The sequence below is a fragment of the Mycobacterium sp. 3519A genome, from assembly GCF_900240945.1.
In the GTDB taxonomy this organism is placed as follows: Bacteria; Actinomycetota; Actinomycetes; order Mycobacteriales; family Mycobacteriaceae; genus Mycobacterium.
Genome location: NZ_OESG01000014.1, coordinates 1,291,354 through 1,317,394, shown reverse-complemented (window position 1 = coordinate 1,317,394; position 26,041 = coordinate 1,291,354). Strand labels below are relative to the sequence as shown.

Here is a 26,041-nt window from a genome sequence, read left to right as displayed (position 1 = left end):
CGCGGTCTAGAGCGGCGTGAGGCCGTGCTTGCGCTGCACCTTGCCCAGGTTCTGCTTGTCCCGCAGCAGCCGCAGCGACTTGCGCAGTAGCAACCGGGTTTCGTGCGGCTGAATCACGCCGTCGATGTAACCGCGCTCGGCGGCGATCCACGGGGTGGCCATGTTGAGGTTGTAACCCTCGATGAAATCGTCGCGGATCTTCTGCACCTCAGGCGCTGTCGGATCCGGGAACCGCTTCACCAGAAGCTGCGCCGCGCCCTCGGCGCCGATCACCGCGATACGCGCCGTCGGCCACGCGAAGTTGAGGTCGGCAGACAACTGCTTGGAACCCATCACCGCGTAGCCGCCGCCGTAGGCCTTGCGGATGATGATCGTCACCTTGGGCACGTCGGCTTCCACGATGGCGTTGAAGAACCGGCCACCGCGTTTGATGATGCCGCCCTTTTCCTCCTCGACACCGGGCATCGCACCCGGGGTGTCGACGACGAACACCAGCGGCAGATTGAATGAATCACAGAACCGGATGAAGCCGGCGGCCTTGTCAGACGCCTCGTTGCCGACCGCGCCGGACATGTGCATCGGCTGGTTGGCGATCACGCCCACCGGGTGGCCGTCGACGCGCGCGAACGCGGTGATCATGGAAGGGCTGCGCTGGTCGGCGATTTCGAACACGTCGCCGTCGTCGAAGATCCGCAACAGGATCTCGTGCATGTCGTAGGCCATGTTGTCGCTGTCCGGCACGATCGAGTCGAGTTCGTAGTCGTGCGGCGTCAGCTCCGGTTCCAGGCCGGGGTTGATGATCGGCGGATCGTCGAAGTGGTTGGCGGGCAGGAAGCTCAGGTAATCGCGAACATATTGGTAGGCCTCGGCTTCCGAGTCGACCACTTTGTGGATGTTGCCGCGCTGGGCCTGCACGTCGGCGCCGCCGAGTTCGTCGAAGGTGACGTCCTCGCCGGTGACGTCCTTGATGACGTCCGGGCCGGTGATGAACATGTAGCCCTGATCGCGCACCGCGACGAGCAGGTCAGTCTGGATCGGCGAATACACCGCTCCCCCAGCGCATTTCCCGAAGATTAGCGAGATCTCCGGAACCAGTCCGCGCAGCATCTCGTGGCGGCGGCCGAGCTCGGCGTACCACGCCAGCGACGTGACCGCGTCCTGGATGCGGGCGCCCGCCGAGTCGTTGATGCCGATGATCGGGCAGCCGACCATCGCCACCCATTCCATCAGCCTGGCGACCTTGCGGCCGAACATCTCTCCGACCGAGCCCTGGAACACGGTCTGGTCGTGGCTGAACACGCCGACCGGCCTGCCGTCGATGGTGGCGTGCCCGGTGACCACACCGTCGCCGTACAGCGCGTTGGGATCGCCCGGTGTCTTGGCCAGCGCACCGATTTCCAGGAAGCTGCCGGGATCGACGAGGGCGTTGATGCGGGCGCGGGCACTGGGGATGCCCTTCTTCTCCCGCTTGGCGACGGCCTTCTCACCGCCGGGTTCCTTCGCCAGCTCGAGCTTCTCACGGAGTTCGGCCAGCAGAGCGGCGGTGGTTCGGTTGGTCACTTCTCCTCCGCTTCGACCTTGTTGATCGCCTCACTCATGTGCGCGCCGACCTTCGCAATGTACGGCTCGTCGATGGCCTGGATGTGCTCGCCCCCGATGTGCACGATCTCGAGGTCGGAGACGAACTCGCCCCAGCCGCCGTCGGGTTGGCGGATGGCGTAGCGCGGCTCGAAGAAGATCGCGTCGTCGTGGTAGCGGTCGGCCATGTAGAGGGTGACGTGCCCGTCGTACGGCTGGATCTCCACGGTCTCCAGCAGCCGGTTGTCCAGATACGACGTCCGCTGGTGCTCGATGACACCGCCCGGGATCTGCACGCCGCTCGCCTTGACCGCGTCCAGCACGAACTGCACCTGACCCTCGTCGTCGAGTTCCTCCAGCTGCTCGTACGGAATCGGTGGGACTTCGACGTTGAAGGTGCGTTCGGCGAACCGCGCGTAGCGGTCCCACCGGGCGCGGGTCTCCTCCTTGGTCTTCGGGATCTCCTCACCGGGGCGGACCATGTCGATCAGCCCGACGAACCGGACGTCGGCGCCCGCGCGCTTCAACCCGATCGCGCAGGCGTAGGCCAGCGCACCGCCCAGTGACCAGCCGACCAAGATGAACGGCCCGTTGCCGCCGAGTTCGAGCAGCTTCGGCAGGTACTGCCCCGCCCGCTCCTCGATCGACCCCTCGACCCGTTCGAAGCCGTACATCGGGGTGTCGGCGGGCAGCCGCTTGAGCAGCGGCTCGTACACCACCGTCGAACCGCCCGCGGGATGGAACACGAACACCGGGGTCCGTTTGGTCCCCTCTCGCGGGGCACGCAGGGTGCGGACGAATCCGTCGATCTCGCCGGCTTCCAGATGCTCACGCACGATGGTGGCCAGCGCCTCGATGGTCGGCGAGTTCTTCACGTCGTCGACCGTGATGGTGCCCTCGGCGCGTTCCGAAAGCCGTTGCGCCATCTTCTCGTACGTCGCGTCGTCGAGTTGCGGCAGCGGGTTGAAGATGCCGCCCGGTGACTTGCCGGTGACGATCGCCCACGTCGCGAAGGTGACGCGCTCGGCGGCCTCGCGTGGCGGCACGTCGGCGCCGAGCGCCTCGATGACCGCCTCCTGCGTCAACACGTTCGCCGCGATGGACGCCGCGCTGGACTGGTCGGGGCCGGCCGGATTGGTGGGCGGGGCCGGAGCGGCGCTGGCCGCGACATCAGACGCCGGAGCGGCGTTGGCCGCGACATCAGACGCCGGAGCGGCGTTGGCCGCGACATCAGACGCCGGGGCCGCTGGGCCGGTGGGATCGGTCGGGGGCGGCGGGACGTCTGACGCAGTCGCGGTGCCCGCACTGGTCAGCTGCTCCTCCAGCTCGGCGACCGTCGATGCGCCGCCCATCAACTGCGCCTGTTCGGCGGCGATCTCTTCGGGCGTCATCGCCTTCTGATGCTCCGCGAGTTGGTCCACCTCGTCGCGGTGCTCGATCGCGTACTCGATCAGTTTCTCCACCGCATACAGGTTCGCGTCCCGCACCGCGGTCAGCTGGATCGGCGGCAGGTCGAAGTCGTACTCGACGCGGTTCTTGATCCGCACCGCCATCAGCGAGTCAAGGCCGAGCTCGATCAGCGGCACCTCCCACGGCAGGTCCTCTGGCTCGTAACCCATCGCACCGCCGACGATCGTGGCCAGCCGGTCGTGCACCGTCTCACCGGTGTCCGGCGACCACTTGGCAAAGCCCGCACCGAGATTCGCGCCTTGGGTCAGGTTGTCCTGCAAGATCTCAGCTGATTCTTCTTCCTCGACAGGTGCTGTCGAGGAAGGCGCCGCAATCGCCGTGCCAACGCCAACCGCCGACGGCAGCGCCGCGGCTGCACCGTCACGGCTGACGACCGCGTCGTACACCAACGTGAACGACTCGTCGATGCGCGCATGCACCTGCACCGTCGCGCCACCGGGATGACGGGTCAGCGTGGTCACCAGGCGTGCGCCGTCGCCGGGGACCGCGCGCTGTTCGAACGCGGTCAGCTTGGCACCCGGAAGAACCTGCGCCGCAGCGGCTTTCACCAACGCGGCGAGATCAGGCTCACCCTTTGGTGCGAACTCCCAGACGTGCTTGCCGTCGGGCGTCGCGACATGGTTGCCCGGCATCATCACCGAACTGTCGCCGGTGAACTTTGCGTCCAGCCAGTGTGGCTTGCGCTTGAAGCGGGTGGGCGGGATATTGGCGTACTCACCGCGATCGAAAAGCGTTCGGAAATCGAGATCGTGGCCGTGCACGTACAGCTGCGCCATGGCCGCCGTCATCGAGTCGACCTCGTCCTGCTTGCGGGCCAGCGTCGCGATCAACTGCCCGTCGTGCAGACCCGCCGCCGCCGTGGTCAGGCCCACCTGCATCAGCGCCACCGGATTCGGTGCCAGCTCGAGGAAAGTGGTGTGCCCGTTGTCGACTGCGTTGCGGATGCCCTGGGTGAAGTGGACGCTGTGTCGCAGCCCCTTCTTCCAGTACTCGACGTCGTGGATCGGCTCTCCGCCCGGCCGGATGTAGCGGCCTTCGTGCACGGTTGAGAAGTAGCCCGTGGTCAACGGCTGCGGCGCGATGCCCTGCAACTCGGCCGCGAGTTCGCCGAGCAGCGGATCCATCTGGGAGGTGTGGCTGGCGCCCTTGGTCTGGAACTTGCGGGCGAACCTGCCTTCGGACTCGGCACGCGCGATGATCGCGTCGACCTGCTCCGGCGGGCCGCCGATGACCGTCTGGGTCGGCGCGGCGTACACGCACACCTCGAGGCCGTCGAAATCGGCGAACACCGTTTCGATTTCGTCGACCGAGTACTCGACGAGCGCCATCAACCGGATGTACTCGCCGAACAGCATGGCTTCGCCTTCACCCATCAGGTGGGCGCGTGAGCAGATCGTGCGGGTGGCGTCGGCCAGCGACAGGCCGCCGGAGAAGTACGCCGCGGCCGCCTCACCGAGCGACTGGCCAATCACCGCAGCGGGTTTCGCGCCGTGGGCCTTGAGCAGTTCGCCGAGCGCGATCTGGATCGCGAAGATCACCGTCTGCGTGGTCTCGATGCCGTAGTCCTGCGAATCGTCGAGGATCAGTTCGACGATGGAGTAACCGAGTTCGTCCTGGATCAGCGCGTCGACCTTGTTGATCCACTCGGCGAACGTCTCGTCGCGCAGGTAGAGGTTCTTGCCCATTTTGCGGTGCTGGGCGCCGAAGCCGGCCAGCACCCACACCGGGCCGTTGCTCACCGGACCGTCGGCGGTGAACACGTTCGGGTTGGGTTTGCCCTCGGCCAGCGCCCGCAGACCCTTGATCGCCTCGTCGTGGTCGTGCGCCAGCACGACCGCGCGCGAGCGGCCGTGATTGCGCCGCGACAGCGAGCGGCCGATCGACTCCAGCGACGATGCGCGGCCCTCCGGGCTGTCCATCCAGTCCGCCAACTCGGCGGCGGTGGCCTTCTTGCGCGACGTCAGGAAGCCTGAAACCGCCAGCGGGACCACAGGAGTCGGCTGTTCACCGGCCTCCAACTCTTCACGTGCGATCTCGAGCAACCGCAGCGCCTCGTCGGTCAGACCGGGCAGTTCGGGTTCGTCGTCCGCCACGTGCGCGGGCCGATCCAACCCGTCGTCCTCATCGAAGCCCGATTCTCTTCGCGCAAGCGGCTCATCGACGAACTCGCCGTACTCGTCCATCCGCACGCCGCCGATATAGACGGCGTCGGCCTCGGAAGTCTTCGGCTTCTCCGCTTCCTCTTCCGGTTCCGGTTCCGGCTCAACGAGATCCGACGGAAGCACCTCGCGCAGCACCATGTGCGCGTTGGCGCCGCCGAACCCGAACCCGGACACGCCGGTGATCGCGTGGCCGCTGTAGCGCGGCCAATCGGTCACGGTGTCGGCGACCTTCAGGTGCACGGCGTCGAAGTCGATGTAGGGGTTGGGGCCCGTGTAGTTGATCGACGGCGGGATCTTGTCGTTCTTCAGCGCCAGCGCCATCTTCGCCAGGCTGGCCGCGCCCGCGGCCGACTCCAGGTGGCCCACATTGGATTTCACCGCGCCGAGCAGCGCGGGCTTGTCCGCGGGACGGCCCCTGCCGACGACGCGGCCCAGCGCGTCGGCCTCGATCGGGTCACCGAGGATGGTGCCGGTGCCGTGCGCCTCGATGTAGTCGATGTCGCGCGGATTGACGCCTGCATCCTTGTACGCCTTGCGCAGCACCTCGGCCTGCGCGTCGGGATTCGGCGCGAGCATGCCGTTGGACCGGCCGTCATGATTGACCGCGCTGCCCGCGATGACCGCGATGATCTCGTCACCGTCGCGCCTGGCATCGGACAGTCGCTTGAGCACCAGCATGCCGCCGCCCTCGGAGCGCGCGTAGCCGTCGGCGTCCTGCGAGAACGACTTGATCCGGCCGTCGGACGCCAACACACCGCCGACCTCGTCGAAACCGATTGTCACCAACGGGGTGATCAACGCGTTCACACCGCCGACCACCGCCACATCGGCCTCACCCGCGCGCAGTGCGGCCACGCCCTGATGCGCGGCAACCAGCGATGACGAGCATGCGGTGTCGATGGCCATCGACGGTCCGCGGAAGTCGAAGAAGTAGGACACCCGGTTGGCGATGATCGAACTGGTGGTCCCGGTGATCGCATACGGGTGGGCGACCGTCGGATCGGACACCGCCAGGAACTGGTAGTCCGTGTTCGACGACCCGACGTAGACCCCGACCCGCTCGCCGCGCAGGCTGGACGCCGGGATGCGGGCGTTTTCCAAAGCCTCCCAGGTCAATTCGAGCGCCATCCGCTGCTGCGGATCGAGGTTGTCGGCCTCCATCTTGGACAGCGTGAAGAACTCGGCGTCGAAACCCTTGATGTCGGACAGGTAGCCGCCGCGGGTGCGTGCCTTGGCGACCCGCTCGGCGATCCGCGGCTCGGAGAGGAATTCCTCCCAGCGGCCCTCCGGCAGATCGGTGATCGCGTCGCGGCCCTCGAGCAGCGCCTGCCACGTCTCCTCGGGGGTGTTCATGTCGCCGGGGAAGCGGGTGGCGATGCCGATAATCGCGATGTCCTCGACGTCGCGCTCCCGCGACCAATCCTCTTCGACCCCAGTGTCTTCGATCTCGGGCTCACCCTCGATGATGACGGTGGCCAACGATTCGATGGTGGGATGCCGGAACGCGACCGTGGCGGTCAGCGTGACCCCGGTGAGGTCCTCGATGTCACTGGCCATCGCGACGGCGTCACGTGACGACAGGCCAAGCTCGACCAGCGGCGCGGCCTCGTTGATGTTGTCGGGCGACTGGCCGGTGGCGTTGGCAACCCAGTTGCGCAGCCACCCGCGCATCTCCGCGACCGTCATATCGGTCTTCGGAGCGGTGAGCGGCTTCTCCGGCGCGAGCTGAACCTCGTCGCCGGATACTAGGTCGGGTTGTTGCGAATCGTCTTGTGTGTCAGCCATTTTCGAAGGTTCTAGTCGGTTTCGTCGGGGAACGCGTTGGCCACGCGCCCGCTGCGCAGGCTGCCGTCGAGATAGGCGGCGCGGCAGGCACGGCGGCCGATCTTGCCGCTCGACGTGCGCGGGATCGCGCCCGCGGCGGTCAGCAGCACGTCACGCACGGTGACGCCGTGGCGCACCGCGATCGCGGCGCGAATCTCGTCGGCGATCGGGCCCAGTTCGAGCTTGTGCGCGCCGGGCGCTCTCTCCCCGACGATCACCAACTGCTCGGATGTGTCGCCCGGATCGCGCTTGAGACCGGCGTGCGCGTTCTCGAACACCTCGTCAGGCAACTGGTTCGCGGGCACCGAGAATGCGGCGACGAACCCCGTGCGAAGCGCCTTCGACGCCTCCTGCGCCGAGTACTCGAGGTCCTGGGGATAGTGGTTGCGGCCGTCGATGATCACCAGATCCTTTGTGCGGCCGGTGATGTAGAGCTCGCCGTCGTGGTAGGCGCCAAGGTCGCCGGTGCGCACCCACGTCGCGTCGTCTGCTGCGCCCTGGGCGTGCGACGGATTGGTCCGCGACTTCAGGATGTTCTGGAAGGTGGCGACCGTCTCCTCGGGCTTACCCCAGTAGCCCGTGCCCATGTTCTGCCCACTGATCCAGACCTCGCCGATCTGACCGTCAGGCAGCTCGCTGGCGGTGTCCGCGTCGACGATCACCGCCCACTCTGCGACGCCGATCTTGCCTGCACCTGCCTGTGCGACGGCCTTCGGCGAGTCGGCGTCGACCTGGACGAACGTGCCGGTGTTCAGCGCATCGCGGTCGACGTGGACGATGCTGGGCTCGGCGTCCATCGGTGTGGTCGACACGAACAGCGTCGCCTCCGCCAGTCCGTAGGAGGGCTTGATCGCCTGAGGCTTGAATCCGTACGGAGCGAACGCCTCGTTGAACCTGTTCACGGTGGCGGCCGAGATCGGCTCGCTGCCGTTGAGGATGCACTTCACCACGCTCAAGTCGAGCGGCGGCTCGTCATCCTTGGGCAGACCGCGCGCCGCAGCGTGGTCGAAGGCGAAGTTCGGCGCCACCGAGATGACGCCGCCGGTGTCGTCGGGTTTGCGCGACATCTCCCGCAGCCACCGGCCGGGCCTGCGGACGAAGGCGGCAGGAGTCATGAACGTGAAGTGGTATCCGATCATCGGCGACAACATCGCCGTGATGAGGCCCATGTCGTGGAAGAACGGCAGCCACGAGCAGCCGCGGTCACCTTCCTGGCCGTCGAGGGCCTCGATGACCTGGACGATGTTGGTCGCCAGATTGAGGTGGGTGATCTGAACTCCGGTCGGGACGCGCGTCGAGCCCGATGTGTACTGCAGGTAAGCGATGGTGTCCTCGGTGACGTCCTCGACCGGGACCCACGTCGCGCCCACCTCGACGGGTACCGCGTCGACGGCGATGACGCGGGGGCGTTCCTTGGCAGGCCTGGTGCGGAAGAACTTTCGCACGCCTTCTGCGGCCTCGGTGGTGGTCAGGATCGCCGACGGCGTGCAGTCGTCGAGCACCGCATGCAACCGGCCGACGTGACCGGGCTCGGACGGGTCGAACAGTGGCACGGCGATACGACCCGAGTAGATGGTGCCGTACAACGCGACGACGTAGTCGAGGTTCTGCGGGCACAGGATCGCCACCCGGTCGCCGGGCTGAGTCACCTGCTGCAGGCGGGCGGCGAGCGCACGGTTGCGCGCACCGAAGTCGGACCATGTCAGGTCACGCGCCACGCCGTCGCGCTCGGTGGAGAAGTCGAGGAACCGATAGGCGAGCTTGTCACCACGCACCTTGGCCCACTTCTCGACGTGCTTGACCAAGCTTCCGTTGTCCGGAAACTTGATCAGTCCGTCTTTCAGAAACGGGTTGTGGAACGCCATCGCACTCTCCTGTCAAAGCCACGCGCACATCGCGAAGCCACTTCAGCTTTTGCCGGCGGGGCGCCGCAGTCACGCGAGGCGAACCGCGCGAACCCAAGCCCCGGAAATCGTACCGGGGAGTAGGCGTTGACCGCCTTTATGGGCCCTGACCTGCGTATTCAGCCCGACTTCCGCGCACCCCTCTTAGTTTTTTCTTAATGTTAGGCGACCTGTTGGCACACGCCAAATCGCTCCGGTCACATGTCAGCCATGTTTTGGGTGCGGAGCGTTATCGATCACGTTCTGCGCCCACCCCAGTGTCCACTGTGTGGCCGAGGCACCGTCGAGATTCCAGAACTCCGGCGTGGCGTACATCGCGTGAATGGGTTGTCCGCCATTGCCTGCCAGCACCTCGAGCGTGCGCGGCAACTGAGTGATGTTGAACGCCGACTCCGGCGCCGCGCAGATCAGGTCGCCGCGCGCGCAGATCTCGTTGGTGCGGTCGTTGAGCGAGCCGAATCCGCCGGGCCGCGGGCCCGTCATCGTCAGGCCCATCGCCGACAGCGTCGGCACTTCCTGCAGCGTGATCTCTGCACCTTGACCGTCGGGGTTCGGCCCGATGTCCTGACCGATGTTGTCCTGGCGGCGGCCGTCGGCGATCACCGTGACCCCGAGCACCAGGTCCTCGTCGACCGGTCCACGCCCGTTACCGATGTCGCTGGCGATGTCACCGGCGATCACCGCGCCCTGCGAGAAGCCGACGAGCACGTAACTGGTCAACGGGCACTGATCGTTCATCCGCTTCATCTCGTTGACCGCGTTGCGGGTGCCCTCCGCCCGACTGTCGTTGTAGGACATCTGCTTGTCGGCCGACAGCGGATTGTGGAACTGCGCGGTGTACGGGACGGTGAAGATCTCCAGCCGATCGTTGCCGAACTGCGCGCGCACTGGATTGGTCACGTTGAGCAGCAGCGCCGCCGGGAACTGCACCGGGTTGTGCGGGTCCAACTGCGGCGAGGACTCCCAGGTGCCCGGGATCGAGATCATCTCGACGTCCGGGCAGTCGGCGGACTGGAAATCCGGACGCGGCTTCTTACCGGTGGGCGGGACCGCGGTGGGCGGCACCGCGCCCGGCGGCAGCGCGGTCGTCGGGGTCTCCGGCTTGCGCAGCACCACGATCACGATCGCGACGATCAACACGACGACAAGGGCCATCGCCCCGGCTGCGACGAGCGCGAGGATACGGTGGCGTTTCCGCCGATTGGTTTTGGACATGTGCTCCTGCTAGCAGAGTCTGTCGGTTGCGATCCGAATGTAGTCAGCCGTCGCCGCGTCCACGTCACCCGCCGCCGCCGACGAACTCAGGTGCGCGGTCCGCACGTCGCCGCGCACCAACGGCACCACGACGTCCCAGACAGCTTGATCACTCTGTTTGGCGGCACGCGCCTGGCACACGTACGACCCGATGCGCAGCGCCATCAAATCGCTCGACGGTCTGACTCCGGCAGCGTTCAGCGCATCGAGATACGCGCGCTGCTGTTCGGTCACGACCATCGCGTTGCCGTCGCTGTCCGGTTGGGACGGCGCGGGCGCACTCTCGGACGTCGACATTCCGACGGTGGTCATCACATCGTTGACGACGGAGCACCCGGTCAGCAGGGCCGCGGACGACGCGACCAGAAACGAGGTTGCCGACCACCTGGACAGGTTTGCCAAGCCGGTCGGGCGTCGTTCGGGCTGCTGCACTCCTCCAAGGTACCGGCTAGTGAAGCGGGAACCCGGTGACCGAGGCCGTGGCTGGTCGCGGCTACCTGATCGTGGCGACGAGTTCCCCTGACATCGCGCCGAGCTGACCAGCCCAGGTACCCCAGTCGTGTTGCGGGCCGTCGGGGAAGTCGAAGTGCCCGTTGTGCCCGCCGACAGAGCGGTAGTGCTGGTAGAACGAACGGTTGCTGCCCTGGGCCTGATCGCAGTAGCCGATCATCGCGGCCGGATCGGCGCATCCCAGCGTCGACGGGCTGAAGATCCACAGCCGAGTGTTGTTGTCCGCGAGCAACTGCACGTGCACATCCGGGTCATGCCACTTCCACCGGCCCAGCTGCGGCAAGCCCCACATGTTGCGGGTGTCGACGCCGCCGTACTGCGCGAGTCCGGCGGTGATCGCGCCGTTGGTGTAGGTGTTGGACGGGTTCAGGAATCCGGACAGCGATCCGGCGAAGCGGTAGCGGTCAGGATGGAAGGTGGCGATGGTCACCGCTCCGGTGCCGCCCTGCGCGGCGCCGACGATGCCGTGCCCGCTCGGCGCCAGGCCCTTGTTGGCGGCCATCCAGTTGGGCAGCTCGTCGGCCAGGAAGGTCTCCCACTGCCTGCCGCCGTCCTGCTCCCAGTTGGTGTAGAGGCTCCACGCTCCACCTGCGGGTGCGGCCACCGAGATGCCTTTACCGGCGAGCGTGTTCATCGCGTTGCCCGCCGTCACCCAGTTGCTCACGTCGGGTGCCGCGTTGAACGCGTCGAGCAGCACCACCATGTGCGGGCCGCCGCCCTGGAAGGCGACGGGGATATCGCGGCCCATCGCGGCCGACGGCACCATCAGCATCTCGACGTCGGCCTTGGCGACCGGCGCCATGGACGTGCCGACCGACCACAGTCCAGCGGCCAGCGCCACGGTCAAGAACCCTCGTATCAACCCACGCATAAACCCACCTCACGTCGCATCCGCTTGGTCCCCGCCGGAGGTAGTGAACCACATCACCGTTGCGGGGCGCTTCGGAAACGATGACGGCGGCGACCCTTGCGAGAGTCGCCGCCGTCGATCGTGTTGTCGTCAGCGATTAGCCGCCGGAGGTGTTAGCGGTGGCCTGCGCCATGGGAACTTCCTGCGGCGTCGCGCCGAGCACCCGCTGGATGTCGGGCTTCATCTGCTGCAGCTGCTGACCCCAGTACGGCCAGTCGTGCACACCGTCGCTCGGGAAGTTGAACACGCCGTTCTTACCGCCCGCGGCGATGTAGTTCTCCTGGAACGTCTTGTTCGTGCGGAGCGTGAAGCTCTCCAGGAACTTGGCGTTGAACAGGTTGCCCGCCGACACGCCCGCGCTCAGGTCCGAAGGAGTGCCGTTACCGCAGTAGACCCAGATGCGGGTGTTGTTCGCGACCAGCTTCGCCATGTTGACCATCGGGTCGTTGCGCTTCCACGCGCTGTTGGGGTCCTCGGTCTTACCCCACATGTCGTCGGCCTTGTAGCCGCCTGCGTCACCCATTGAGATGTTCACCAGCATCGGCCACCAACCCTCGGACAGGTTCAAGAAGCCGGACAGCGAGGCTGCGTACTGGAACTGGTTGGGGTGGTAGATCGCCAGGGTCAGCGCGGCCGAACCGGCCATCGACAGACCGACTGCGGCGTTGCGGCTGGCGTCGACGCCCTTGTTGGCCGCCAGGTATGCCGGCAGCTCCTGAGTCAGGAACGTCTCCCATTTATAGGTCTGGCAGGCCCCGGTCTTCTTGCTGCACGCTGGCGAATACCAGTCGCTGTAGAAGCTGGACTGCCCGCCGACCGGCATGATCACCGAAAGGCCGGAGTTGAGGTACCACTCAAATGCCGCAGTGTTGATGTCCCAGCCGTTGAAGTCGTCCTGGGCACGAAGGCCGTCGAGCAGGTACACGCCAGGAGTGTTGGCGCCGCCGCTCTGAAACTGAACCTTGATGTCGCGTCCCATCCCCGCTGACGGAACCATGAGGTACTCGACCGGCAGACCCGGACGAGAAAAAGCCCCCGCAGTCGCCGAGCCGCCGACGAACCCCACGAGGCCGGGCAACACGGCAGCGGCCATGGCCGCAATCGTGAGCCGACGCACCCAGGCGCCGCGCATCTTCCCAACGAACTTCATGCTTCTACCTATCCCATCTGTCGTAAGCCGCACAGCCGAACCCGCGGCGTGCTCGTGTAGTCAACCACACCTGCGCGTGATTCCTCTTCTCAGCGTGTATCGTCCCTGGTCGCTCCTCAGCCGTTGAGGGTCGCGATCAGGTCTGGTTTCAGCGCCGTCAATTGCTGCGCCCAATATGGCCACGCATGGTTGCCAGCCGACGGAAACACAAAGGTCGCGTTGTTGCCGCCAGCCTTCGCGTAAGCCTCTTGAAAGTCCTTGTTGCTCTTGATGGCCATGCCTTCAAGGCTGTCTGCGTTGAACTGTTGATTCGGATCTGGATTGGGATTCACCGGCGTGTTCCCACCAGGTGCGCAGTAGATCCACAGCCGCGTTGAATTCGCGACGATGCGCGACACCTGCTTGATGGGATCGTTGCGCTTCCACGCGGAATCCCATGGGGCGCCCCACATATTGTCGACGTTGTAGCCGCCTGCGTCGAGCATCGCGACGCGAATGGCTTGCTGCATGAACAGCGCGGACGGGTTCAAAAAGCCCGACAACGATGCCGCATACGAGAACTGTGACGGGTGATAGGCCGAGAGGATCAGCGCCGCACTTCCCGACATCGACAGTCCGACAACGCCATTGCCCGTCATCGAGATCTGCTTGTTGGTCGCAAGCCACACCGGGAGCTCACTGGTGAGAAATGTCTCCCACTTGTAAGTGAAGGTCTGGTTGTTGAAGCTCGACGGCGAATACCAGTCCGTGTAGAAGCTGGACTGCCCGCCGACGGGCATCACCGTGGCGACACCGGAGTTGTGAAACCACTCGAAGGCAGGCGTTTCGACATCCCAGCCGTTGTAGTCGTCGCGTGCCCGCATGCCGTCGAGCAGATAGACGGCCTTGCTCGCTGCAGTAGGTGCGGATGCGGCGTCCGACGCGGGCTGGAACTGCACCCGGATGTTGCGGCCCATCGCCGTCGAGTACACGTCGAGGTATTCGACGGGCAGCCCTTCACGCGAAAACGCGTTGGCGACCGGCACGACGCCGAGCGCGGGAAGCATCAGCACCGCTGCGGCCACGACCAGCATGCGCCGAAGCCGATTAGGCACAGCGCTGTCCACCGATTGCCTGGGCATCTGCTGGTCTACCGTCCGTTCAGGTGTGCACGCCGTTTCGCCGGCGGTCTCGAAGTAGCTATCGCGCCAATACGGCTGCGGTGTTACCAAACTCCCAGAAAACCCCGCCAGCTAACAAATCGGCGGCAGCTCACGGTCCGGTGGCAGGCATGCCCGTGTAGGGTGGCGCCGACGGCGGCGGCACAGGCAGCCCGCAGCGTTTCAGCTCGTAGAGCGGCACCCGGTCGATCCGGTAGCTGCTGAACTCCGCGGCGTGCAGCAAATTCGATACAAACCGACGCAAGCTCATCGGACTGCGAATCGCGTTGAGCATCGAGTCGGTGGCGGGGCACTTCAACGCGGCCTTGGCCTGCGCGACCCAGTCCTCATCGAGGTAGGCCGGGATGAACGGCGGCATCGGCAGGAACGGTCCTTCGGCCACCGCCCAGTCCGGGAACAGGTTCTTGTCGTGCCCGATGCGACCGTCGAGCAGGCGCGCCGTATGCGCCGCCAGCGGATTTGCCAGACCGATCTGGTCGATCACCCGCACGTCCAACCCCACGTTCATGCCGAGCATGCCGAGGTTGGTGAAAAACACTGTGTGCGGGCCCTTGTACTTCTTGCGAAGCTCGGGAGGCATATCGGGCGGCGGTGGGACGGCGGGCACCACGTCCCACTGGTCATAGTTGCCCGACGGCAGCAGCAGCGCGCCGTCGGGGGTGTTGTCCAGCGCGGTGAGCACAGCCCGCATCCGCGGATAGTCCAAATAGTCGGCGGCGGTCAGCGGGTGCGGGTTGCCGGTGGCCTGAGAGTAGAACCGCCGCTCGTCGACGATGCCGGTATAGGTGACCCGGGTGGCGTCGGCGCCTAGTCCAGGTGAGTTGGCCGCCCACAACGACCACACCGCGACGGCCAACCACAGCACACCGGTCGCGCCCGCGAACAAATAGGCTGGGCCACGGGGCATTCGGGCGCCATCGGGCAACGCCATCGGAATCACCGCCACCGGTGCCAGCAGGCAGAAGATGGGGGTGAGCAGCACTCTGCCGTGCATGAAGTCACCGCCCTGGCGGATCCAGTAGATGCCCTGCAGCAGTCCGCTGACGAGAATGAAAATGACTACCGCCGAAGGGCTTTGCACCCTACGGGCCAACCAGCTGTAGCCAGGTGGGGTGCCCCGGCGGATCCACCACGGCCTGCCCTTGGTTACCAGGGTGACCAGGCCGAGGCCGGCGAGCAGGATGGCGGGCGCCCACAGCAGATACGGCCGGTTGAAGTTGGTCAGGTATACAAAGCCTTGCGCCCATTTGGATCCCGACGCGTCCTTGGCGATCGCGGTGCTGGGATAGAGCAGGCCGTAGTAGCCCATCCGGAAGATCTGATAGCCGACCGGCAGGAGGCCGCCGGCCACGACGATCAGCAGTCGACGGCGCCAACCGCGGGCCGCGACGAGCATCATGATCAACGCCAGCCCGCCGACCAGCGCCAGTTCGGGGCGCACCAGCACGCTCAATCCGGCGACGAAAGCCAGTGTGCCGTCGAATAATCCGCTGACCGCGTTGGTCGTCGGCTGCGGTGCACCGCGGCGTGGCAGCGGTTGCTGCCCGCCGGGGTAGGCGCGCAGAGCCTGCGACCAGGCCACCATCATCCACCACAGCAGGCCCAGATAGGCCAGTACCAGCCCGTTTTCGAGTCCCGAGGTGGCGAAGTCCCGCGCGGGCGGCACCGCGATGTACACCAGCGCGCCCGCGGGCAGCAGCAGCGCGCGTCGGCCGCGCAAGCCTGGCGCGTACAACCGGCCCGCGCCGAGCATCAACAGCGCGACGCCCGCGACGCTGAGCACCAGCGCGAGGAACAGCGCCACGTACTCCAGTTGCACTTCGCCGCCGATCCAGCTGAACAGCGTGATCAGGTAGGTCCAGACGGTCGAGGTGTTGGCCTCGACGCGTTCGCCCGCATTGAACACCGGGCCGTTGCCGGCCAACAGGTTTCGCACGGTGCGCAGCACGATCAGCCCGTCGTCTGCGATCCAGCGCCGCTGCCATGCGCCCCAGCCGTAGAGCGCGGACACGGCGATCACGCCGATCCACAGGCTGACCCTGGTGGTCATGTCGTACGGGAACGCCGGCCAGCGGGCCAGCCGAGCCGCGGCCGCGGCTCTGTATCGTTCAGCTGAGGAAAAGGGCGGCACCGATGGTCCCGATCCACGCCACGGCGAGCAGTTGGAGCACACGGTCCTTCAGCGCGATCTCCTCCGGCTCGCCTGCCAGCCCGCCGTCCACGTCGACCGCGTATCGCAGGATCGCGATCGTGAACGGAATGATCGTCACCGCATACCACGACGCGTAGTTGCCATCCCGCTCGAAGGCCCACAGCCCGTAGCAGAGGACGGTCGCGGTGGCCGACAGCGTCCACACGAAGCGCAGGTAGGACGCCGTGTAGCTCTCCAGAGATTTGCGGATCTTGGCGCCGGTGCGCTCGGCGAGTTGCAGTTCGGCGTAGCGCTTGCCGCCCACCATGAACAACGAGGCGAACGTCATGCCGAGCAGGAACCACTGCGACAGCGGGATTCCTGCGGCGGCGCCGCCCGCGATGGCGCGGATCAGATACGCCGAGGCGACGATGCAGATGTCAAGCACCGGTTGGTGTTTGAGTCCGAAGCAGTAGGCCATCTGCATTGCGATGTAGATGGCGATCACCACGGCCAGGTTCGGGCTGGCCAACAGCGAGACCGCGAGCGCGGCGATGCCGAGTACCACTGCGACGCTGTAGGCGAGCCACTCGGGCACCACGCCAGCGGCGATCGGGCGGAAGCGCTTCGTCGGATGCTGCCGGTCCGCTTCGACGTCGCGGGCATCGTTGATCAGATACACGCAAGACGCCGCGAGGCTGAACGCCACGAACGCGATCGCCACGTTGACCGCGACGCCTTCGACGCTGAACTTGACGTCGCTGCCGAACGCGGCAACCGGCGCGATCAGGACGAGCAGATTCTTCACCCATTGCCGGGGTCGGATCGCCTTGATCAGCCCGGTCACGACGTTGCTGGGTGGGCCCTTGACCGGTGCCGGTTCTTCACTCATCTTCTGCGCGCTCTCTGCACTGCTCTCACTCGAGATGCTCATCCATCTCCTCCAACCCGGTCAGCGACGGCTCCGACGGTCTTCGCGACCACCGCCCCTACCGCGACGCCGGTGAGCACGTCGCTGGGGTAATGCACGCCAAGAACCAAGCGGGACAACGCCATCGGCGGTACCAACACCGCGGGCAGCGGAAAGCCGGTGGTGCGTGCCAGCAGGATCGACGCCGCGGTGGTCGAGGTGGCGTGCGCCGACGGGAAGCTCAGTCGACTCGGTGTGCCGACGTTGACCGCGACCGCGGGGTGATGCGGGCGCTCGCGCTTGACCACCCGCTTGATCAGCACCGCCGCGGCATGGGCGAGAAAGGCACCGGCACCCGCGGCCAACCAGGCTTGCCGCCGCGACGGCTGCAGCAGCGCACCGAGCGCGGAGATCGCCAGCCAGCCGAGGCTGTGCTCACCGAAGTGGGACAGTGCGCGCGCCCCCGCCAGCACCCCCGGCCGGTCGGCGAGCGCCGACTGCACGGCCACCAGCGCGGCTTCTTCGCCCCGCAACTCGTCAGGCATGCGGGGAGGCCTCTAACAAGACCGATTCCCACTTCTGCTTGCTGGACAGCACTGGCAGCGCCTCGCGGTAGACCCTGCGCATCTTGTTGAACTTGCGGGCCAGGATGAGCTGGCGCCGCAACGACTCCCGAAGCAGCGCAAACATTTTCGCGCGATCCCGTTGCCGGTAGACCACGCCGCGGCCATCGGCGGTGGTCACCGTGACCCCGTCGACCTTGCACAACGAGAACCACCTGGCGTCCTGCGTCGCGACGTTGATCTGCGGACGAAGATGGTGTTCGGGGTCGTGCGGCTTGAGTTGGTGGATGACGCCGCGCACCAGTCGCACCGCGATCGCCAGCGGGTTGGTCGGGATGGTCACCTTCTTGCGCCACCGCTTGTCCGACGGTGGCGGCAGCGCGGTGGCACCCGGCAGGACCACCGCATCGGGATACTGCTGGCGCATCGCGCGGATCTCGGGCAGCGCGGACTCGAGGATCGAGAAGATGTGCTCAGGACCCGCCAAGAAGTCGTCCATCGCCCTGTTCTGGATCGCGACGGTCGAATACTCAAGGCACAGAAGATGTTTGATAGTGGCCTTGAGATGGCTGGCGAGCAATCCGCGGATGTTGCCGTCCCAGTGCAAGGCGGCGACCACCAGTCGGTTGCGTAGGTGGAAGTACGCCTGCCAGTCGATCGCGTCGTCCTTGTCGCTCCACGCCATGTGCCAAATGGCGGCACCGGGAAGGGTGACCGTCGGGTAGCCGTGCTCACCGGCGCGCAGGCCGTAGTCCGCGTCGTCCCACTTGATGAACAGCGGCAGCGGCTGGCCGAGTTCTTCGGCCACCTGCCGCGGGATCATGCACATCCACCAGCCGTTGTAGTCGACGTCGATGCGGCGGTGCAGCAGCCTGCTTCGGTATTCCTCTTCGTCGTTGAGCGGGTACTTGGCGAAGTTGTGGTCGTATTCGGTGTTGACCGCGTTGGTCCACATGAAGTTCTCTTGCGCGACCATCTCGCCCATCACGTGCAGATGCGATGGCTCCTGCAGGTTGAGCATCTGTCCGCCGACAAGGGTGGGCACCTTGGCGAACCGGTTCATCGCCAACGCGCGCAGGATCGAGTCCGGCTCGATCCGGATATCGTCGTCCATGAACAGAATCTGTTCGCAGTCAGTGTTTTTCAGCGCCTCGTACATCACCCGGCTGTAGCCGCCCGAACCGCCCAAGTTCGGCTGGTTGTGAATCGACAGCCGGTTACCCAGCGCGGCGGCCGCGGCCGCGAACCCCGGGTGGTCGAGTGCCTTCTTGGTGCCTTGGTCCGATACGATGACCGCCCCGATCACCTTGTCCACCAACGGATCCGAGGTCAAGGCCGCCAACGCGTTGACGCAGTCCGCCGGGCGGTTGAAGGTCGGGATGCCGACCGCGACGTTGGCTCGGCCCGGTGCGGGCACCGGCGCGTACCAGCCGGCGCTGTGCACGGTGACCTTCGAATTGGTGGTGATGTCGAACCAGATCCAGCCGCCGTCCTCGAACGGGTCGAGACCGATCTCGAACTCCACCACGGCCGGCTCATCGGAGTCGTCGCTCGACACCGGCGCACCGCCAACGGTGATGCGAGCTCCGGTGGCCTTGGAGCGGTACACGTCGATGCGCGCACTGCCGCTCAACTCGACACGCAGCACCACCGACTCCAGCACCGACCACCGTCGCCAGTAACTGGCGGGGAAGGCGTTGAAGTACGTCGCGAACGAGACCTCGGACTCCGCACCGATTTCCAGGGTGGTCCGGGCGGGCGCGTGCGCACGCCTGGCATTGGTGTCCGATTCCTCTATATAGAGCTTGCGGACGTCCAACGGCTCACCCGGGCGCGGCAGGATGACGCGGGCGATCAGGCTGACCGCCTTCGATTCCCCGGCGTCGAGCGCGCCGGACGGGATGTCACTCATGCGCTGTTGCTTTCTGTGCCATTGTCGGTCAGTGGCGCGCCGTCACGCAGGTGCGGCGCGAGCGTGTTGTCGTACATGTTCAGCGCGCTGGCGATGGCCATGTGCATGTCGAGGTACTGATAGGTGCCCAACCGGCCGCCGAACAACACCTTCGATGATGCCGTCTCGGCCTTTGCCCGCGCACGGTAGGCGGCCAGCACCGCACGGTCGGTTTCGGTGTTGATCGGGTAGTACGGCTCGTCTTCGTCGCCTGCGAACCTGCTGAACTCCCGCATGATCACCGTCTTGTCGGTCGGGTAATCCCGCTCGGGGTGGAAGTGGCGGAACTCGTGGATCCGCGTATAGGGCACGTCGGCGTCGTTGTAGTTCATCACCGGGGTGCCCTGGAAATCTCCGGTGTCGAGCACTTCAACCTCGAAATCCAATGTGCGCCAACCCAACCGACCCTCGGCGTAGTCGAAGTACCGGTCCAGCGGTCCGGTATAAACAACCGGAGCCGACGGGGCCTTTTGACGCAGCGAGTCGCGGACGTCGAACCAGTCGGTGTTCAGCCGCACCTCGATACGGTCGTCGGCGGCCATGTTCTGCAGCCACGCGGTGTACCCCTCGGCGGGCAGACCTTCGTAGGTGTCGTTGAAGTAGCGGTTGTCGAAGGTGTAGCGCACCGGCAGCCGGGTGATGGTGGAGGCGGGCAGTTCCTTCGGGTCGGTCTGCCATTGCTTGGCGGTGTAATGCTTAAGGAAAGCCTCGTACAGCGGCCGGCCGACCAGCGAGATGGCCTTCTCCTCGAAGTTCTGCGCGTCCTCGGTCTTGATCTCGGCCGCCTGCTCCTTGATCAGCTGGCGGGCCGCGTCGGGCGAGTAGTACTTGCCGAAGAACTGCGACACGAGGCCGAGGCCCATCGGGAACTGGTAGGCCTGCCCGTTGTGCATCGCGAACACCCGGTGCTGATAGCCGGTGAAATCCGTGAACTGACGCACGTAGTCCCACACCCGCTGGTTGGACGTGTGAAACAGGTGTGCCCCGTACTTGTGCACCTCGATGCCGGTTTGCGGTTCGGGTTCGGAGTAGGCGTTGCCGCCGATGTGCGGGCGCCGGTCGACGACGAGAACGCGTTTGTTCAACTGGGTCGCCACGCGCTCGGCAATCGTCAGGCCGAAGAATCCTGAACCGACGACGAAAAGATCGAATCGGGCTCCAGAAGGCTGGAGCGAAGGGTCCCGGGAATCAGGCGAAGTCATCGGCAGCAAGGGTATCCGACCGTCGCTGCGCGCCCCGAATCCACAGAAGGCGGAAGGTTGCGATCGGCTCACAATTCCGCATCGTCACTTCTACCTCATTAGTCACACCAGTACCGTCGATCACGTTACTTCTTGGCGAGGCAGCCAAGCGCACGTACCAGACGTAGTCCATATATTGAGGAGACTTCCGTGCCGAACCGACGTCGACGCAGGCTTTCCACAGCCATGAGCGCGGTCGCCGCCCTGGCAGTCGCGAGTCCAGCAGCAGTGATCGCCGTGTCCGACCTGTCCGACAGCACCAAACCCCCGACGCAGCACCGCCAGTTCGTCCAGGCCGCGATGATCACCGACCTGCCCAACGAACTGATGTCGGCGCTCTCGCAGGGCCTGTCGCAGTTCGGGATCAACCTGCCCCCGATGCCGACCAGTCTGCTCACCGGCTCAGGCGCCAGCACCCCGACGACGCTGACCAGCCCCAGCCTGACCACGCCCGGGTTGACGTCGCCGTCGCTGACGGCACCCGGTCTGACCACACCGGGGTTGACGACGCCAGGGTTGACCACCCCGGGGTTGACCACGCCGGGCCTGACCACGCCGAGCGCCAGCCTCTCGCCTACCACCGCGACGGGACCCGCGCTGACCGACCCGGCGCTGAGTAACCCGGCATTGACGAACCCGGCGCTGACCAGTCCGACAGGGCAAGTTCCCGGACTGGCGACGCCGGGTCTGACCACCCCACCGGCCGGCGCGACGGATCCCGCACTGGCGTCGCCGATATCCAACGCGGGCGCGCTGCCTGCACCTGGCGAGGTGCCGATCTCGGCGCCGGTCGGGCTGGACCCTGCGGCGGGCACCTACCCGATCCTCGGTGATCCGTCGCTGGCCGCACCCGCCGCCACCGGCGGCAGCCCGGGCCTGCTCGGCGACCTGTCCAGTGCCGCCAACCAACTCGGCGCCGGTCAGGCGATCGACCTGCTCAAGGGCGTGCTGATGCCGGCCATCATGTCGGCCATCAAGCCCGCGGGCGCGCCTGCCGCGGATGCCGCCGCGGCCGCCACCTCGGCCATTCCCGCTGCCGCCGGAGCGGCCGCCCCGGAGATCCCGGGTCCGGGAGCCATCCCGATTCCGGGCCTGTAGTTCGGCAATAGTCCTGCAACCAGACGGCACCGCAGACCAGCCCCCGAGCTCTGCGGTGCCGTTGCAGGTTGCGGCCTGCATTTAGTTCACGTAAGCACCGTGTCGAAACACTGGTAACAACTGACACATACGTAACATCGGTCCGTGCCGTGCCGTCGTCCCGCGCCGTCGCTGCTGTTCACCGCACTCGCGGCGACAGTCGTGATGCTGCCGTTCGCAATCAACGGGTTGCCTGACGGCCACGACGACAAGCACTCCAGCCAGGCGCCGCAGCTGACCCAGCAACCGCTGACCGGGGTCGGCGGTGGGGAGACCGTGCGCGAGGTGCACCAGGACACGCCGTTCTCGATGGTTGCGCTGACCGCGGAGGACCTCAGCGGCACCACGGCGAAAGTGCGGGCCAAAAAGGCCGACGGGTCCTGGGGACCCTGGTATGAGGCCGAGACGCTGGAGGGCGTCGGCCCGGACTCGCCGACGCCGCGCGGCACCGAGCCCATCTTCGTCGGCCGCACCGACACCGTGCAGATCTCGGTCACCCGCCCGGTCGGAGCGGCGCCCACCGCACCGGGTCCGAAGACGGCGCCCGCGAAGCCCGCGCTGGGCTATGTGCCAGCCAACGTCGAGCAGCCGTTCGCCCAGAACATCAACGCGGTGCTGATCAGCCCGCCGCAGGCCCCGGTCGACACGCTGCCGCTGCCGTCGGCGGCCACCGTCCCCGGGCAGCCGCCGCACATCATCAGCCGCGCGCAATGGGGCGCCGATGAGGGGATGCGGTGCGGGAACACGGTGTACGACAACGGCATTCGCGCCGCGATCGTGCACCACACCGCGGGCAGCAACGACTACGCCCCCGAGGATTCGGCGGGCATCGTGCGGTCGATCTACGAGTACCACACCCGCACGCTGGGCTGGTGCGACATCGCCTACAACGCGCTGGTGGACAAGTACGGCCAGGTCTTCGAGGGCCGCGCAGGCGGCATGGACAAGCCGGTCGAGGGTTCCCACACCGGCGGCTTCAACCGCAACACCTGGGGCGTGGCGATGCTCGGTGACTTCGACGTCGTCCCGCCCACCCCGATCCAACTGCGCAACACCGCCCGGTTGATCGGCTGGCGGCTGAGCCTCGACCGCATCGATCCCCGCGGCACCGTTGTATTGCCCTCCGCGGGAGGGTCTTTCACCAAGTTCCCGGCCGGTGCGACACCGACGCTGCCGACCATCTTCACCCACCGCGACGTCGGCAACACCGACTGTCCCGGCAATGCGGCGTACGCGCTGATGGACCGAGTCCGCGACATCGCGGCGCGGTTCAACGCCCCGCCTGGGCCCGAGGAACTTGCCGAATCCCTGCGTGGCGGAGCGATTTTCGCGCGCTGGGACGCGATGGGCGGAATGAACAGCATGCTCGGTGCACCGACCTCACCGGAAGCCTCCGGCGAAGGGGACACCCGGTACGTCACGTTCGATCACGGTGCCATCTACTGGTCGCCGCCGAGCGGCGCCGAACCTGTCACCGGAGCGATCTACAAGGCGTGGGGTTCACTGGGCTTCGAGCGCGGGGCCCTGGGACTGCCCACCAGCGGCGAGATCCAGGAACCGCAGTGGATCGTGCAGAACTTCCAGCACGGCACCCTGAACTTCGACCGCGAGAAGGGCACGGTCACCCGGGTGATCGACGGTGTGCCACTGGAATTGCCACCGCCGTCGACCGAGGCCGAGCCGATTCAACTCGAGCGGTTCCGGCCGATCAGTTCGGCGTGACCGTCAGGGCCACCACCGTTCCAGGATGCGGGCGAGGCCGTCTTCGGTATTCGGCGCGGTGACCTCGTCGGCGGCCGCGACGGCGTCCGGGTGGGCGTTGCCCATCGCCACGCCGAGGCCGGCCCAGTGCAGCATCGGCACGTCGTTGGGCATGTCGCCGAAGGCGACCACACCCTCCGCGGTGATGCCGAGAGGACGGGCGAGTTCCTCGACGCCGGTGGCCTTGCTGATGCCCAGCGGCACGATCTCGATCAGCCCGTTGTTGGTGGAGTAGGTGATATCGCCTTCCAGCCCAATGTGTTTCGCGAGCACCTCGGCCATGTCGGAACTACGCGCGCCTGCCTTGCGGATCAGCAGTTTGACCGCGGGCGCGCTGAGCAGATCCTCGATCGACACCTCGGTGTTGTCGGGGTTGAGCCAGGCGTGTTCGTAGCCGGGAGAGCTGACGAACTGCGGGGTGGCCGCGTCGTGGGCGCTAGTGCCGACCCGCTCGACGGCAAGGCCCGCGCCGGGGATGACGCGGGTGGCGATCTCGGCCAGCTCGGCCAGCACGTCGGTCGACAGCGTGCGCGCCGTCACGATCCGGTCGGCCGACGGGTCGTAGATCACTGCGCCGTTGGCGCACACCGCCATTGGCGCGAAGCCGAGCGCATCGACGACCGGCTGCACCCAGCGCGGCGGCCTGCCGGTGGCAAGCACGAATTGGGCGCCGGCGTCCACGGCGGCGGTGACGGCATCGCGGGTGCGCGCGGTGATCTTCTCGTCGTCGTCGAGCAGCGTGCCGTCCACGTCGGTGGCAATCAGGTCAGGTGTCACCGGTGGCTCTTCGCTTCCCGCTCGGCCCGCTTGCGCGCGCGTTCGGCCAACTCGGCCTCGTCGAGCTGTTTGGCCCGCTCCAACGTCGGGGCGGAACCGCCCAGCCGGCGGGGCACCCAGTACGCGCCCTCGGGATGCGGGTAGTCGAGCTGCACCTTGTGCAGCAACGAGGTCATCGCCTCGCGGATGGCGGCGAGGGTCGCGTCGATGGTGTCGGCGGCGCCGAACGGTGGCCCGACCGCGACGGTGATCGGGATTTTGCTCTTGCGGCGCAAGTCTTTTGGGTGGTCTTTGGTCCAGCGTCGGTGCGCGCCCCACACGATCATCGGGATGATCGGCACGTCGGCGTCCCTGGCCATCCTGGCCGCGCCGGTTTTGAACTCCTTGAGCTCGAAGCTGCGGCTGATGGTGGCTTCCGGGTAGACGCCGACGATCTCACCGGCCCGCAGGCGTTCGACGGCCACCGCGTAGGCGCCTGCACCTGCGGTGCGGTCGACCGGGATGGTGCCGGAGTGCTTGATCAGGAAGTTGACCATCCTCACGTCCTGCATCTCGGCCTTGATCATGAAGCGCATCCGGCGGCGCCGCTGGTATGCCGCCAGCGCCGCAGGCCACCAGTCCAGGTAGCTGGTGTGGTTGATCGCGATCACAGCACCGCCGCGTTCGGGGATGTGTTCCAGACCCTCGTAGGTGATCTTCGTCCCGATGACCTTGGTCGCGGTGCTGACCGCAATCTCCAGCGTGCGGAAGACCGGCTCCATACGCGCTACCCCGGCGCCCCGGTGGGGTCGGCCCGTTGCGCGCGGCGGGCGGCTTTTTCGGCGGCTTCCTCGGCGTCCATCCGGTTGGCTTCGGCCAGCGTCGGCGCACCTCCGCCGAGGCGGTGCGGGACCCAGAACTCGCCGGGGGGATGCGGACCGTATTCGTCTTGCACGCGCTCCAGCAGATGCTGCATCCGGGAGTGCAGCAGCGCGGTGAGCTCCGCGGCGGGCAGCGTCGGCATGATCGGCTCGCCCACCGCCACGGAGATCGGCACCTTGGGCCGCCACATCTTCTTGGGGTGGCCCTTGGTCCAGATGCGCTGGGCGCCCCAGACAATGTGCGGCACGATCGGCACGTCGGCGGCGATCGCCATGCGCGCCGCACCCGACTTGAACTCCTTGATCTCGAAACTGCGGCTGATGGTGGCTTCCGGGTAGACGCCGACCAGTTCGCCCGCCTTCAGCGCCTGGCAGGCGTGGTCGAACGACGCGGCGCCACTGTCGCGGTCCACCTCGATGTGCCGCAGACTGCGCATGATCGGGCCGGTGATCTTGTGGTCGAAGACCTCTTTCTTCGCCATGAACCGGACCTTGCGGCCCAGATGCTGCTTGTAGGCGGGCAGCCCGGCGAAGGTGAAGTCGAAGTAGCTGGTGTGGTTGATCGCGACGACTGCGCCGCCGGTGCGGGGCAGGTTCTCCACGCCGGTAACGGTGAATTTAAGCCCCTGCGCGCGCCACACCAGGCGGGCGAGCTGGATGACTGTGCCGTATACCGGTTCCACATCAGGGAGCCTAGTCGGACGACGATCTAGCGGCCTAGACGGTATGGAGGCGACTTGAGGCCGAAGGCCTCGGGCTGCAATCGGACGTGGGTTGCCGACGATGAG

General features: G+C 66.5%; 18 protein-coding genes. 2 read left to right on the top strand and 16 right to left on the bottom strand.

What is annotated here, in order from left to right; genetic code table 11:
- Positions 1–6 precede the first annotated feature (6 nt).
- The 13 genes from C1A30_RS27225 to glf all read right to left on the bottom strand — a co-directional run bounded on the left by C1A30_RS27225 (position 7) and on the right by glf (position 20,679).
- Positions 7–1,560: an acyl-CoA carboxylase subunit beta gene (locus tag C1A30_RS27225; protein ID WP_101951391.1), complete on the bottom strand. Its 1,554-nt coding sequence runs from the start codon at positions 1,558–1,560 to the stop codon at positions 7–9.
- Positions 1,557–6,896, bottom strand: a complete 5,340-nt coding sequence (gene pks13 / locus C1A30_RS27220) for a polyketide synthase Pks13 (RefSeq protein WP_235010377.1) — start codon at positions 6,894–6,896, stop codon at positions 1,557–1,559. The genes C1A30_RS27225 and pks13 overlap by 4 nt, the downstream gene beginning before the upstream one ends.
- 110 nt (positions 6,897–7,006) lie before the next feature.
- Positions 7,007–8,899 (bottom strand): long-chain-fatty-acid--AMP ligase FadD32, encoded by a 1,893-nt coding sequence (gene fadD32 / locus C1A30_RS27215; RefSeq protein ID WP_101951389.1) that lies wholly within the window; start codon positions 8,897–8,899, stop codon positions 7,007–7,009.
- 243 nt (positions 8,900–9,142) lie between these two features.
- The gene (locus C1A30_RS27210; RefSeq protein WP_101951388.1) at positions 9,143–10,153 is read right to left on the bottom strand and encodes a cutinase family protein; all 1,011 of its coding nucleotides are present in this window, start codon (positions 10,151–10,153) and stop codon (positions 9,143–9,145) included.
- A gap of 9 nt (positions 10,154–10,162) precedes the next feature.
- The gene (locus tag C1A30_RS27205; RefSeq protein WP_101951387.1) at positions 10,163–10,624 is read right to left on the bottom strand and encodes a DUF732 domain-containing protein; all 462 of its coding nucleotides are present in this window, start codon (positions 10,622–10,624) and stop codon (positions 10,163–10,165) included.
- A 61-nt stretch (positions 10,625–10,685) separates the two neighbouring features.
- Complete coding sequence (locus C1A30_RS27200; RefSeq protein ID WP_101951386.1) at positions 10,686–11,573, bottom strand: alpha/beta hydrolase-fold protein; 888 nt, start codon at positions 11,571–11,573, stop codon at positions 10,686–10,688.
- Positions 11,574–11,709: 136 nt separating this feature from the next.
- Positions 11,710–12,762 (bottom strand): esterase family protein, encoded by a 1,053-nt coding sequence (locus tag C1A30_RS27195; protein ID WP_101951385.1) that lies wholly within the window; start codon positions 12,760–12,762, stop codon positions 11,710–11,712.
- A 116-nt stretch (positions 12,763–12,878) separates the two neighbouring features.
- The gene (locus tag C1A30_RS27190) at positions 12,879–13,883 is read right to left on the bottom strand and encodes an alpha/beta hydrolase family protein (protein WP_101951384.1); all 1,005 of its coding nucleotides are present in this window, start codon (positions 13,881–13,883) and stop codon (positions 12,879–12,881) included.
- A gap of 130 nt (positions 13,884–14,013) precedes the next feature.
- Complete coding sequence (gene zomB, locus C1A30_RS27185) at positions 14,014–15,972, bottom strand: flagellar motor control protein ZomB (RefSeq protein ID WP_101951383.1); 1,959 nt, start codon at positions 15,970–15,972, stop codon at positions 14,014–14,016.
- 58 nt (positions 15,973–16,030) lie between these two features.
- Positions 16,031–16,945, bottom strand: a complete 915-nt coding sequence (locus C1A30_RS27180; RefSeq protein WP_101952915.1) for a decaprenyl-phosphate phosphoribosyltransferase — start codon at positions 16,943–16,945, stop codon at positions 16,031–16,033.
- A 38-nt stretch (positions 16,946–16,983) separates the two neighbouring features.
- Positions 16,984–17,508: a phosphatase PAP2 family protein gene (locus C1A30_RS27175; protein WP_101951382.1), complete on the bottom strand. Its 525-nt coding sequence runs from the start codon at positions 17,506–17,508 to the stop codon at positions 16,984–16,986.
- Positions 17,501–19,438: a glycosyltransferase gene (locus C1A30_RS27170; protein WP_101951381.1), complete on the bottom strand. Its 1,938-nt coding sequence runs from the start codon at positions 19,436–19,438 to the stop codon at positions 17,501–17,503. Before C1A30_RS27170 ends, C1A30_RS27175 begins: the two co-directional genes overlap by 8 nt.
- On the bottom strand, positions 19,435–20,679 hold the full coding sequence (gene glf / locus C1A30_RS27165) for a UDP-galactopyranose mutase (RefSeq protein ID WP_101951380.1): 1,245 nt from the start codon (positions 20,677–20,679) through the stop codon (positions 19,435–19,437). Before glf ends, C1A30_RS27170 begins: the two co-directional genes overlap by 4 nt.
- A gap of 189 nt (positions 20,680–20,868) precedes the next feature.
- On the opposite strand from glf, the gene C1A30_RS27160 reads away from it, so the two are divergent.
- A complete protein-coding gene (locus C1A30_RS27160) occupies positions 20,869–21,816 on the top strand; it encodes a hypothetical protein (RefSeq protein ID WP_101951379.1) in 948 nt (315 codons plus the stop codon).
- A 144-nt stretch (positions 21,817–21,960) separates the two neighbouring features.
- Positions 21,961–23,577 carry an N-acetylmuramoyl-L-alanine amidase gene (locus C1A30_RS27155; protein ID WP_101951378.1) on the top strand — a complete coding sequence of 539 codons (1,617 nt, stop codon included), beginning with the start codon at positions 21,961–21,963 and terminating at the stop codon, positions 23,575–23,577.
- 3 nt (positions 23,578–23,580) lie between these two features.
- Here the strand turns inward: C1A30_RS27155 and C1A30_RS27150 are convergent, their stop codons facing one another.
- From C1A30_RS27150 to C1A30_RS27140, 3 genes are read right to left on the bottom strand one after another with little or no spacing between them, the layout of a single operon-like run.
- Positions 23,581–24,393: an HAD family hydrolase gene (locus tag C1A30_RS27150; protein ID WP_101951377.1), complete on the bottom strand. Its 813-nt coding sequence runs from the start codon at positions 24,391–24,393 to the stop codon at positions 23,581–23,583.
- Positions 24,390–25,154 carry a 1-acyl-sn-glycerol-3-phosphate acyltransferase gene (locus C1A30_RS27145; RefSeq protein ID WP_101951376.1) on the bottom strand — a complete coding sequence of 255 codons (765 nt, stop codon included), beginning with the start codon at positions 25,152–25,154 and terminating at the stop codon, positions 24,390–24,392. Before C1A30_RS27145 ends, C1A30_RS27150 begins: the two co-directional genes overlap by 4 nt.
- Before the next feature lie 5 nt (positions 25,155–25,159).
- Positions 25,160–25,936, bottom strand: coding sequence for a 1-acyl-sn-glycerol-3-phosphate acyltransferase (locus tag C1A30_RS27140; protein ID WP_101951375.1), 777 nt, complete (start codon positions 25,934–25,936; stop codon positions 25,160–25,162).
- Positions 25,937–26,041 lie beyond the last annotated feature (105 nt).